Annotated in this window: 9 protein-coding genes; 2 read left to right on the top strand and 7 right to left on the bottom strand. The window is 48.2% G+C overall.

What is annotated here, in order from left to right:
* Positions 1-83: 83 nt before the first annotated feature.
* Positions 84-842 (bottom strand): TIGR00730 family Rossman fold protein, encoded by a 759-nt coding sequence (locus WBG78_RS02535; RefSeq protein ID WP_337324789.1) that lies wholly within the window; start codon positions 840-842, stop codon positions 84-86.
* Between the two features lie 36 nt (positions 843-878).
* Here WBG78_RS02535 and WBG78_RS02530 point away from each other — a divergent pair, with 36 nt between their 5' ends.
* Positions 879-2,090 (top strand): glycoside hydrolase family 130 protein, encoded by a 1,212-nt coding sequence (locus WBG78_RS02530; RefSeq protein ID WP_337324788.1) that lies wholly within the window; start codon positions 879-881, stop codon positions 2,088-2,090.
* A gap of 42 nt (positions 2,091-2,132) precedes the next feature.
* Here the strand turns inward: WBG78_RS02530 and WBG78_RS02525 are convergent, their stop codons facing one another.
* From WBG78_RS02525 to WBG78_RS02505, 5 genes are all read right to left on the bottom strand, one after another.
* Positions 2,133-3,038 (bottom strand): TIGR01777 family oxidoreductase, encoded by a 906-nt coding sequence (locus WBG78_RS02525; RefSeq protein ID WP_337324787.1) that lies wholly within the window; start codon positions 3,036-3,038, stop codon positions 2,133-2,135.
* A gap of 429 nt (positions 3,039-3,467) precedes the next feature.
* Entirely contained in the window at positions 3,468-4,019 is a 552-nt protein-coding gene (locus WBG78_RS02520) for a hypothetical protein (protein ID WP_337324786.1), read from the bottom strand.
* A 76-nt stretch (positions 4,020-4,095) separates the two neighbouring features.
* Positions 4,096-5,901 carry a hypothetical protein gene (locus tag WBG78_RS02515; RefSeq protein ID WP_337324785.1) on the bottom strand — a complete coding sequence of 602 codons (1,806 nt, stop codon included), beginning with the start codon at positions 5,899-5,901 and terminating at the stop codon, positions 4,096-4,098.
* 283 nt (positions 5,902-6,184) lie between these two features.
* Complete coding sequence (locus WBG78_RS02510; protein ID WP_337324784.1) at positions 6,185-9,022, bottom strand: TonB-dependent receptor; 2,838 nt, start codon at positions 9,020-9,022, stop codon at positions 6,185-6,187.
* A gap of 264 nt (positions 9,023-9,286) precedes the next feature.
* Positions 9,287-10,273: an AAA family ATPase gene (locus tag WBG78_RS02505; RefSeq protein ID WP_337324783.1), complete on the bottom strand. Its 987-nt coding sequence runs from the start codon at positions 10,271-10,273 to the stop codon at positions 9,287-9,289.
* A 96-nt stretch (positions 10,274-10,369) separates the two neighbouring features.
* Between WBG78_RS02505 and WBG78_RS02500 the strand changes: the two genes are divergently transcribed.
* Entirely contained in the window at positions 10,370-11,056 is a 687-nt protein-coding gene (locus WBG78_RS02500) for a metallophosphoesterase (protein WP_337324782.1), read from the top strand.
* Between the two features lie 514 nt (positions 11,057-11,570).
* On the opposite strand, the gene WBG78_RS02495 is transcribed toward WBG78_RS02500, so the two are convergent.
* Complete coding sequence (locus tag WBG78_RS02495) at positions 11,571-12,947, bottom strand: exonuclease domain-containing protein (RefSeq protein WP_337324781.1); 1,377 nt, start codon at positions 12,945-12,947, stop codon at positions 11,571-11,573.
* Positions 12,948-12,959 lie beyond the last annotated feature (12 nt).

Raw genomic sequence — 12,959 nt, 5'->3', positions numbered from 1 at the left:
GAAAAAGATGGCAATAACACGAAAAAAATTCAGGTTGCATGATATCCGTGCCAACTATCACGGATATCCGACGAGAGCGAACGTTAAAAGTTAGGCGAGAGAAGGTACTTGGAGTAAAACTCATCGATCACCTTTACGGCGTCGGCAGGTGTATCGACGAGATTAAAAAGATACAGATCGTCGGGATGGATCATTTTATCTCTCACGAGGGCCTTCTTAAAGAAGTCGATCAGCCCGCCCCAGAACTTCTTTCCTACAAGCACGATGGGAAAGCGCCCGATTTTCTTTGTCTGGATCAGCGTAAGGGCTTCTGTCAGCTCATCGAGGGTACCGAACCCGCCAGGCATTACGATAAATCCCTGTGAGTACTTCATGAACATTACCTTGCGCACGAAGAAGTAATCAAATGTGATCAGCTTATCGGGATCTATGTAAATGTTTCCTTTCTGCTCGTGTGGAAGATAGATGTTCAATCCGACGGACTTTCCTTTTGCGCGATGTGCACCGCGGTTACCGGCTTCCATGATACCGGGGCCGCCGCCTGTAATGACACCATATCCATGCTGAACCAACTGATATGCAATTTCGTCGGCCATCTTGTAAAATGGATTGCTCGGTTTTACGCGTGCGGATCCGAAGATGGTAACACATGGTCCGATCTTGGCAAGCTTCTCAAGGCCTTCCACGAATTCAGACATGACCTTAAAGATCATCCAGCTGTTGGCGCCTTTTAATTCGGCCCAATCCTTGTCTTTAAATGCCTGACGGATGAGTTGCTCCTCTGCAAGTGTCTCTTCACTGACGATGACTTCGGCAACTTTTTTCTTCTTGTTCGACTTCATACTGATAACTTACAGGTAAATAACGTACATGAATCGGTGAAATTAAAGTCTAATCTGTTCAAACAAATCCTGGCGACGGTATTCTGCATATATGCTGCCACGGCCTGCACTTCGCATAAGAAGGAGGAAGTCCAATCTTCGGAACAAACCGATCAATCGGACTCAGCGGGCTGGAGCTTGCTGCCCTTTGAAAAAGTTGATAGTCTCAATCCGATACTGACCAGTGGGATGAGCACATTCAAATGCCCGATATTGAAGAAGTCGATTCGCTGGGATGAAAAAGACGTGTTCAATCCGGCGGCGGTTGTGCATGGTGATAAGGTGTATATGATTTTCCGCGCTGAAGACAATATCGGAAAATATGCCGGCACGTCGCGGCTTGGCGTTGCTGTAAGTGAAGATGGACTTCACTTCGAGCGTATGGCGTCGCCTGTATTTTATCCTGACAACGATAGCCTCAAGCGATTTGAATGGGAAGGCGGCGTTGAAGACCCGCGCATTGTAAAAAGTGAAGATGGAAAATACATCATGACGTACACGGGTTATGATGGTACAACGGCACGACTACTGGTTGCGTCGTCGACGGACCTCATTCATTGGACGAAGCACGGAACGGTACTTCAGGGAAAGCATAAGAATACGTGGAGTAAGTCGGGCGCTATTGTGTCCAGCATGTATAAGTCGGGTGATCCCGAACCTGTGAGAGCGCTTGAAGATTCTGTTCCAAAACATAAAAAGGATCTGGCAGTTCCCGGAAAGAGCGGCACCGTTGTGGCGACGCGGGTCAATGGAAAATATTGGATGTACTTTGGAGATACGGACTTGTTCATGGCAACATCCGATGACCTTATTCACTGGACTCCCGTGGAAGAAAACGGCAAGTTAAAGTCTGTGCTGAAACCGCGTCCCGGTTACTTCGATAGCCGGCTTGTTGAGAGCGGACCTTATGCGTTAATAACAGATGATGGCATTGTGTTGATGTATAATGGTATGAATCTCGAGACTGGTGGCGACACAACGCTTGCGCCAGGCGCATACTGCACGGGGCAGGCGCTATTCGACAGGAATGATCCATCAAAGGTTATCGACAGACTTGAGACGTATTTCATGAAACCTGATAAGCCATACGAAATCACCGGGCAGGTGAATCAGGTTTGCTTCGTGGAAGGGTTGGTGTATTTCAAAGACGAATGGTATCTGTATTATGGCACGGCAGATTCGAAGATCGCTGTTGCTGTGAAGAGATAGCTAAAGCGAGGTTCAGAGTTTGTTGAGACCGCTCCGCGGTGTTTAAACGCTGAGCACATCTTTCAATGCTTTGTCCAAATCAGGATACTTGAACCGAAAGCCCGTTGCTGAAAGTTTTTCAGACGAGACCTTGCATCCACCCAGCACAAGCAGAGACATTTCGCCGAGTACGATCTTTAAAACAAAACCCGGAACGTTGGGCATGAACATTGGCTTGCGCAATACGCGTGTAAGTGCGCGTGTGAATTCCTGGTTGGTTACCGGGTGAGGCGCGACGCTGTTATAAGGACCATGGATCGAATCATTCTCTATGGCGTGAATCAAAACACTGCAATGATCGTCGATGTGAATCCAGCTCATGTATTGATTGCCGCTTCCGAGAGGAGCTGCGAAACCCAGACGCGCCTGTTTGGCCATTGGCTCCAATGCGCCACCGGAGGGGGACAAAACAACACCTGTTCTGATGCGCACAACGCGGATACCAAGTTCAGAGATTTCCGAGGCTGCCTCCTCCCACATTCGAGAGACGTCGGCGAGGAAGTCGTGGCCCGCGTGATCGCCTTCGCCTTTGATGATATCTCCGGAGTCGCCGCCGTAGTAGCCGACAGCGGAGGCGCATATGAAAGTCTTCACCTGGTGGTGCGCCTTCCCCAGTTCGCCATGTAATAATTGCGTGGAGTTGATGCGGCTGTCGAGGATTTCTTTTTTGCGTTGCGATGTCCATCGTCGTTCTCCGATGTTGGCGCCTGCAAGGTGGATGATGGCGTCGATGCCTGCCAGCGCATCGGCATCGATCGTGCCTGCGTTGATGTCCCAGAGGCGTGTCTTAACGCCTGAATTCTTTTTAGAGCGTTCCAGATGGACGACGGCGTGTCCGCGCTCCAGGAGCATTGTGGTGAGCCTGGAGCCAATCATTCCTGTGCCGCCGGTGATTAGTACTGTTGCCATCAGGTCCGTAGGTTGATTGCTGCCGATTATGCATCAACAATAGCTCCAACTATTTTAAATAACAACCGGGGTGTTTCGTGGGCTGGTTGGTGCGTTGTACGAAACATGTAGGGTCGCCGCGAATAAAATGCAGGGTCGGGAGGAAGGGGAGGTTTAGAGTTTTCGGGAGGTGCGTTGATTTGGAAGGTCTGTACTTTTGCTAAAGTTGCTTTTGGACAGGTCGTGCTTCGTAGTCCGTTTAATTCCGCGACGGCGCGGAGCGCCGCAGGCAGGGGAGATTGCCGCTTTGCTTTCCCACATTTGAAGTTCGGTTGATGGCTGTTTGTAGTACTGAAGTTCGTTTAGTGCTCTGTTCTGCAGAGCGTGTAGGGGCGCCGCGAAAAAAATGCAGGGTCGGGAGGAAGAGGCACAATTCTTAACTCTTAATTCTTAATTCTTAATTTTCCACGCTCTCTCATTAGCATCATAGAACGTGTTGTCATCGGGGAACTCGATGTATTCTTCAGGGGCAGTGAATTTCGTTCTGAACCGTTCGAGAGATTCGCCGGACACCATCTTATCAAACAACATGTAGCTGCGTCTCTTCAGGGTATCGGGAACCAGCTTCCAGGTGCGGAACACTTCTTCATAACGGGTAAGCTTTCCATCGTTCATTTCCAGCAGCCCACCCGTTGCGTTGCGCTTTTCGGTGAGGCTTGGTGCGGGCTGAGAGACCAGAAAATATTCAGTGTTACCGTCGCGGTGATAGCGTTCCAGGCGGAAGCTGCGCCCCTGCTTCTGGTAGTACTCATCGTATTGTTTCTGGAAGCGTTCATCGCCGGAGACATTCTCGGGAGGCTTGATTGCGTAGCGAATGATCGTTGACACTAGTTTGTCCTTTTCCTGTGGTGCGAGCGAATCCGAAGGGTCGTAGCTTTTTGATCCACAATTTGCTAATGCAATAGATAAAGCAATAATCAGCAATGCCCTAATTAGTTTCATGTTCACGATGTAAAATTAGAAAAGGCCTGCCAGTGTACAAACCGGCAGGCCTTTCAACTTAAAGTTATCCTGTATACTAGTAAGCCTTATTCAGAGGCTGGAATTCTGCCCAACCGTTAGTCCAGTCGGTTGTACCGAATGCACCGCGGAATGTAACAGTACCGTCGATTGCTGAGTTGCCAGTGAGTTTCGCATGAGTGAAGTTGGCACCAGAGCTCAGTGTTCCTGTTGTTACAGCGAAGTCAGGGTTCGAGGGATAGTTCGAAGATGTGTTACCGCCCCAGAACTGTGCTCTGTTGATACCCAGTTCAGCGTATGGTTCAACTGAACCAGCAGGTGTGCCGGCAACTGGTGACCAGGGTGCTGATGCAGTAGGTTTCACGAGGGTATTGTTGTGAGCATCGAAGTAAGTTTTCACAACTGCTGCATCGCCGAGGTTTAAGCCAGTTGAGAACGCTACGTTTGAAGCGGAAGTGCTAGGGCTGGAAGCCACCTCGCTCGTATTAGGAGAAGCCAATACGTTATATGCGTAGTTAGCGTCGCCGTTGTTGAGGTTATCGAGTGTAGGCTGATCATCCAAACGGATACCGACAGGGAATCCAGAGAAGAATGAGTTGAAGATCGACAGGGCGCTTCTGCGACGGAGGTGCAGGGCATTCTGGTAGTTAGCAGAGATTGCGCGTGCTGCAGTACCTGAACCTGTTCCCGTTGTTACGTCGCGTGGACCGAGTACGGTGATGTTGCTGAATACTGCGCGTGTGTAACCTGCGAGACCACCTGGTGTGTCGTTCGCATTACCCTGGTTGTCGCTTTCGAAAGCGTTAGAGCCTGACTGGTCGGCGAAGAAAGTGTTTCTAACTGCAAGACCAAACTGGACGTTACCACCGAAACCGAAGTCTGTATCGAAGTCGTCATCCCATGTAGAGAGAGAGATAAGGTACTTGGCATTTACTGTTCCACCGAACCACTCGAATCCGTCATCGCCGCCGAAAGAAGCCTGTACGTGATCGATCGTTGTGCCTGTTCCTACACCGCCCATGGTAAGGCTGTTTGTTTCGTTGTTAGGCGTTAACTCAATACCTGCATATTCGATTCTCACATACTTCAATGAACCAGCATTGTTGTCTGCGTTAGTTGTAGGGCTGGTGATGTTACCATAGGTCTGTGACGGAGTGATACCTTCGATAGCAGGAAGTGCAGTCTGGTTAACCCAACCATTTCCGAGAAGGATGATGCCACCCCAGTCGCCGCGATCGCGTGATCCAACGGGAAGGTTAGACGTAAACACGATAGGGTTTGATTCAGTGCCGTTGGCGATCAGCTGACCACCTGGCTGAACAATAAGAGTAGCCTTTGTAGTTTTATCACCCTTGATCAATGTTCCTGCAGGGATTGTTACGACAACACCACTTGGAATGAATGTCTGGCCTTTGATAAGATATACTGTTGCAGCATCAAGCGTTCTTGTTGCAAGCGTACCTGTCAATGTAACAACAGGGTCACCAACAGTTAAAGTATAGTTAGCAATTGCAGAAGAATAGCCTTTAGCATCTAAAGCCTGGAAAGAGATTACAATTGTTGATCCAATGACAGCAGTTTCAGGGACCGTGTAAGAGAATTCCTGCGTGAAATCAGCGGCACCAGCCATATCATAAGTTTCTGTTTCAGCTCCTCCAACGTAAACTGTAAGCAGATCACCACCAGCAGGTGCGGACACGGTGGCAGTAATCTTAACTGAAGCTCCGGGTGTTTGTGAACTTCCGGGTGCATCCAAGCTTACAGTTGGAGCTGGCTTAAGTCCCTCTTCGTCGTCGCACGACTGAATCACCAGTGGTGCGATAATAGCTCCGAGGAAAAACAGGAGCTTAGAAATTCTTTCCATGATTGAAGTATTTGGTTAACGTGGGCAAAGGTATAGGTGTGATCACGGCAAGCGGTTACTGGTTCATTATGAATTCTTTACCGGAGTGTTATGCATTTCATCAAAACTTAACATTGAAAATGACGGGAAAACTCAACGGATTGCGCTCGGAGAAAGCAAAGATTTCCCTCAACAGACAGAAAATCCTTCCGGGATTTGAGTGCCAGGTTATCGTAAATAAAAAGGGATCTACATAGATGCTATTCCATGAGATCCCTTTGTAAGGATTGCGCGCAATGGTGATCTAGTTCATATCAAGTTTGTAGCTCAGACCAACAGTAAACAGAGTTCCTGTTTGGTAGCGACGAATCTGAGCTTCCTGATCTTCGATTTTGTTGTTAAGGTCGTTGTCCTGATAGATTCTATAGGCCGCGTTCAAAAGATTTTGAACGTTCAGGCGAGTCTCGAAACGGTTCTGCATCCATTTCTTACCAACCTGCAAATCGAGTGACTGGCGTGGCAGTTCCCACCATGTAGGGAAGTTGACGTCTCCGACAGAGAAGATGCGGGGACCGAACACGTTGTATGCCACGTTCGCTGTGAAGCCGCTTTCTTCATCCTGATAATACAGGCCGGCGTTTACGATGTAAGGAGATTGTCCTTGAAGTGGACGTTTCTCCTGAAGGTTCCCCTGCGATGATCCGACGTTCACTTCACTCTGAATCCAGGAAGCGTTTACGTTTACAGATGTGTTACGAAGGAACTTTGAAACGCCAAGGCTTGCAAGATTCTTTCTGAATTCGACTTCAGCACCGTATGAATATGCCTTCTCAGCATTTCCATAGTACAATTGAGGGTTATCTGAAGTTACCTGCAGATACATTTCGATAGGATCCTTGAAGTCCTTGTAGAAAGCTCCGATGCTGATCATCTCACCCGCATTTGGATACATTTCCCAGCGGAGGTCGATGTTGTTAATGAATGCAGTCTTCAAAGTTGGTGTTCCATACAAGCTTGCCTCCATCTCAAACTGGTAGTAGAGGAACGGAGCGAGTTCGCGGAATTCAGGCCTGTTAACGGTGCGGCTATAGGCGATTCGTGCCAACGACCGGTCTGTCAGGTTGTATGCGATATTGAGAGAGGGGAGAGGCGCAAATACCGGATTGTCGACATCGATCGCCCCTCCACTAGTTCTGAGTGCCGTCAGCTTCATCACGTTGTATTCACCACGGAAGCCAGGCGAAATGTCAAACTTACCAACCGGAATAGACGCTCCGACATAACCGGCAGTTAAGAGGTTATTGCCTTCATAAGAGTCTTCAGGTGAAGTCGCATCTTCAATAACAAAGCCATTCGATTTTTTAATGTTCTCAGGCGCGAAAATATCACTCAAAGGCAATCGGATAAGTTCTTCGCCAACAGCAGGATCAAAGCCAGCACCGCTTGGATACAGGTAGTTAATTGTGCGGGCATTAAATGATCTCGTCTTATACTCTACATAATAGCCAGCGCGAATAACAGGAATCCGTTTTTCATCCTTGTTTCCAAATTTCTTTTCAAAATTCAGACCGTTTGAATAGCCCTGGTCTTTCAGTTCAGACCAGAAACGACCGGTTTCAAATATGTTACCACCGGCAGGAAGCTGCATAATAAACGGTTCTTCAGTATCCTGATACATCTTGTCGCGGAATGTTCTAAACCTGCGATAATCGGGTTCATTGCGTGTGAGGTCGTTGTAACCAAACACCCAATTAAGTGATGCTGTCTCACCGGCAAATGTATGCGTGCCTTCGAGTTGGCCTGAGTAAATCGTACGGCTCAGATAATGCATTGCATAGTTTTGCCTGTCATAGTTTGGACCCTGATAAAAATGTGTTCCGCTTCTCAAGATTGTTTCATTCTCACCAAGTTGTACGAACAGGTTTTTGAATTCGATTTTGAATCGGTCGCTTATGTCGAAAAACCAATTGCTAAGCGCGTTTACCCTTACTGAATTGCCTGTGTAATCATCTACATACGTGAATGTCGGTTCGGCTGAGGTTGCTGTAAATGAGTTGTAGCGATTAAAGTCTGCGGTGGTGTGTTGGTACGTATTGGAATAACCAATAACAGTCAGGTTATTAACGTTCAGGTTGCCAATGGTGAACGGTTGTGATGTGGAAATGTTGAAGCCCATATCAATGGGAGCCTGACGCGTTGTATAGTCAAAATTATTAGTCAGCGACTTGCCTGCACGTTCGCGAAGCGTCGAATTTGTTGCTGACGCATCCAACGCTTGTCGTGAAGGGAAGCCAGCGGGCAGGTCGCGGAATCCGTTGTCGAAACCAAGCCAATCGGTACTGCTTCCTTTTGATTGGTAATAGTTTTCACCCGTGGTATTTGTCCTATATCCGGCTGAAGCACCGACCTGAATGAATCTTTCGTCAGTTGGCTTCTTCGTAACTATCTTAACAAGACCGCCAGCGAAGTCACCAGGAAGTTCTGCAGAACCAGACTTGTATACCAGCAGCTGATCGATAGCGCCGGCAGGAATAAGGTCAAATGAAAATGAACGACGGTCGATTTCAGTGCTTGGGCCGATGATGCCGTTGATCATTACCTGGTTATATCTTTCAGGAATACCGCGAACAAGCACAAACCTGTTATCAGAAATTGTCACACCAGAGACACGTTGCATTACCTGAGCAGCATCGCGGTCCGGAAGCTTGGTGATCTGCTCGGCAGAGATACCGCTTACTACAAGTTTGCTTTCTTTGATAGCGTTAACGAGCGACATGTCGTTGTTGATCTCGCGCGTTCCTTTGATAACAACTTCGGCAAGTTCAGTTCCCGCATCTTCCAGCAACGCAGCCTGGATATTTACAACCTTGCCAGGCTCTACAATGATGTCCTGAATAAGGTGAGTCTTATAAGTAATGAAAGAAATAGCAAGATTATAAGTGCCCGGCTTCAGGTTAGCGATAAGGAACTTTCCTTCGAGGTCAGTTGCATTTCCGACCTGTGTACCCTGAATGATAACGTTGGCACCGATGATGGGCTCCTTCGTTTTTTCGTCAGTGACGGTTCCTGAAATCGATCCGTTTTGCGCGAATGCGACGGTTGCTGTAAGAGCAAAGGCCAGGAATAGTAGAATGCGCGACATATGGTGTTATTTGTCGACAAATGTCTCGCTCCAATATTACCTGACAGGTACGCAGCTGTTACCAAATTGTTAAGACGGTAACGCATGGGTTATGCGTTATCACGGTATGTTATCCACATTCTTTGCAATATTCTGATAATCAATCAACTACAGATATTGCTCTTAACAATTATGAAAGATTCCGTTAACGTTTTTAACGCCCAGATAACAAGTTTTGCATCAATTGCGGAATGCTGTGGTGTTAAACCGGGCGCGCACAGAATACTATTTGTTGATAGGGATCTTGTTCAGAATGGTTTTGATGATGTCCTGTGTCTTTACGTTGTCGGCTTCCGCCTCGTAGTTCAAAATAATGCGATGGCCCATCACATCTCTTGCTACTTCCTTGATATCCTCAGGAAGCACGTAATCGCGACCATCCATGTAAGCGAGCGCCTTCGCCGACAGGTTCAGGTTGATACTCGCCCGCGGTGAAGCGCCGAACTGAATGTACTGACCTTGTTCTGTAAGTTTATACTCCGCAGGATTGCGGGTAGCGTAAACGAGCTCAATAATATATCGTTCCAACGATTCGGATATACGCACGCGGTTGACCTGATCACGGATAGCAAATATGTCTTCCTTGCTCAACACCGTGTTGACGGTAAAGTCAAAACGCATGTTGGAAATACGGCGCATGATTTCTATCTCCTGAGTCTTTGTTGGATAATCGACAAACACTTTCATCATGAAACGATCGACCTGCGCTTCAGGAAGCGGGTAGGTTCCTTCCTGGTCAACAGGGTTCTGTGTGGCCATAACAAGGAATGGACGATCCAGTTTAAAAGTAGTCTCCCCGATCGTTACCTGCTTCTCCTGCATTGCTTCAAGCAATGCTGACTGAACTTTAGCCGGGGACCGGTTGATCTCATCCGCCAATATAATGTTGGCGAAAATGGGTCCCTTCTTCACGTCGAAGCGTCCATCTTTCTGATTGTAAATCATGGTTCCAACAAGGTCGGAGGGCAACAGGTCGGGTGTGAACTGTATGCGTTGAAAGTCCAGGTGAAGCACCTGAGCAAGGGTACTCACCGTAAGGGTCTTTGCCAGTCCGGGTACGCCTTCCAACAATATGTGGCCATTAGTAAACAACCCGATCATGAGTCGGTTTACCATATACTCCTGACCAACTACAACTTTGCCTACTTCAGAATAGACTTGTTTGATCTTTGCCTTATGTTCTTCGTGCTTCTCAGCGGATACTGCTTCCATGCATTGTTGCGATAAATACGATGGCCAAAAATAGTGTAATTATTGGCAAATAGGGCCTTAATTTATGGTGTAAAAAAAGGATGTAGAATAAGCGAAATGGGCAAATTGTTCGTTCTGGGTGATATTCATGGGGCATACCGCGCCTTGCGTCAATGCCTGGAGAGATCTTCATTCGACAATGAAAATGACCATCTGGTCTTTCTCGGTGATGTCTGTGACGGATGGCCTGAGACGCGTGAGTCGATCGACGAGCTCATGCGGATAAAACATCTCACGTGCCTGCTGGGCAATCACGATACCATGTCCCTGCCGTGGATGAAGAGAAAAGAAATTCAATCCTCATGGGTGAATCAGGGCGGAGAGGCAACCATGAAATCTTATGCTGACGGTGTTCCCGGGAGTCATATCGCATTTATTGAAAGCGCACTCCCCTATTATGTACTTAGTGAACGATGCTTTGTTCATGCCGGATACGATCCTGATCGTCCGCTTGCGTTTCAGGATATAGAAACATTTACATGGGAACGAAGCCTGGCGCGTCGCGCTTTGGAAGCATACCACACGCGGGCTACTGGAAATCTCACTCCTTTCGCAGAGACGTATGTTGGTCATACGCCCATTCCCTTTGGAAAGCCAGTGTTGGGTGGAGGAGTTTGGTTGATGGACACTGGTGCGGGCTGGTCGGGAGTGCTGAGTATGATGAATGTGGAGACGAAGGAGTTGTTTCAGAGTGATGCGGTACCAAGTTTATATCCGGGAGTGAATGGAAGGGGACAACGATAAGTTCTTCGCTCTCGCACTGTTCCTCACACTCAAACCTATTTTGCAGAGTGCAAGAGTGAGGAACAGTGTGAGAGTGAAGAGAAGCCGAGGAATTAACAATTAAGAGTTAAGAATTGGGTGGCGGCTGGGCGCCGAAGGGTCTTTCTTCGCTCCCGCACTGTTCCTCACACTCAAACTTATTTTGCAGAGTGCAAGAGTGAGGAACAGTGTGAGAGTGAAGAGAGGCCGAGGAATTAACGTGGCGGGTTGTTTCTTCGCTCTCGCACTGTTCCTCACACTCAAACCTATTTTGCAGAGTGCAAGAGTGAGGAACAGTGTGAGAGTGAAGAGAAGCCGAGAAATTAAGAATTAAGAGTTAAGAATTAAGAATTAGGTGGCGGCTGGGCGCCGCGGGGTCTTTCTTCGCTCCCGCACTGTTCCTCACACTCAAACCTATTTTACAGAGTGCAAGAGTGAGGAACAGTGTGAGAGTGAAGAACAGAGTGAGGAACAGTGTGAGAGTGAAGAAGTTGAATTAGCCCTCGAACGTAACAACAGATACGCCGCGGGGCTTCGTGATGTAGGAGTTCACCAGGTTTTGAATGGTTCGGTTTTCGGTGCCGCGCTTTACGAGGTCGCGGGCTGATTCGAAATCAGAGATAGCGATCGCTCGATCGAAGAATCCATAGCCGATGTATGCGCCCCTCTCGATCAACACGAGTGACTGTTCTTCGATATTTCTCCCTTTGCCAACCAGGGCAACAGTTTCGCCGTCGCCATGAAATGCTTCGATGGCCTGCTCCATGCGCTTGTTATATTCCTCAACATGCTCCACGCCCATACAGGCACCGTGGCAACCGCCGGATTGATAATCGAAGCACAAGCCCTTCGCGATCTGAAGTCCGCATAACTTGGGACATAGTTCATGCGCCCGGACTTTCTCCCACAGGAAATTCCAGGCTTCGCCTTTGGTACTGAATCGAATCAAAGGTTTTGATCCACGCGCGACGGTATTAACAGAAAAGCGCAGATATCCGTTACGATCTTCGTAATCGAATATCCCCCACTCCTCGACACGAAACTTCTGGGCCTGATTGTACTTGGGCCACAGTCGTCGGATCTCCTGTGCTTCGAGAATGAGTGCAATGAGTTCGTTGCCGGTGAGTTCGAAGGTGACGTGATGTATTTCGTTTCTGATCTTGGACCGGCTCCATTCGCGCGCTTCACCCGTGAAGTGACCTGCGATGCGTTTCTTGATATTGATGGCTTTGCCGACGTAAATCACATTGCCACGGTCGTTGAGGAAATAATAGACGCCGGGCAATGCAGGTAGCCGATCGAACTCTTCCTTAGCCAGGTTGGGCGGCAGGACGGTTTCGCCAGAATTACGTTTGAGTGATTTGAGAATGTATCCGTCGTGGTCCCGTCTGAGAAGCTGATCAAATATTTTCGCGGTAGCTGCCGCATCGCCACCTGCGCGATGGCGGTTTGTGATTTGAATGCCGAGGCTTTCGGCAAGACTGCCCAGACTATAGGAACGCAAACCCGGAATGATCTTTCTGCTGAGGCGCACCGTGCAGAGCTTCTTTGACTGAAGGTTCATTCCAACCTGTTCAAATTCCTTTTTCAGGAAGGCATAGTCAAAGTGAGCGTTGTGGGCTACAAAGACTTTTCCCTGGAGGCGCTTTAAAATTTCATCGGCGATCTCTTCGAATGCAGGTGCATGAAACACCATTTCGGTGGTGATGCCGGTAAGGCCCGTAATGAACTGCGGAATGTTTCTGCCCGGATTTACCAGTGTGTGATAGGCATCGGTGATCTGGAGTCCATCGTGGTGATAGATTGCCACCTCGGTGATCCGATGCTTTTCAGCGTAGCCTCCCGTCGTCTCAATGTCCACAATGGCGTACATGGCCGTAAGTTA

Origin of the sequence: Chryseolinea sp. T2, from assembly GCF_037203685.1 — a bacterium.
In the GTDB taxonomy this organism is placed as follows: domain Bacteria; phylum Bacteroidota; class Bacteroidia; order Cytophagales; family Cyclobacteriaceae; genus Chryseolinea.
This window is presented reverse-complemented; position numbering and strand designations above follow the sequence as displayed.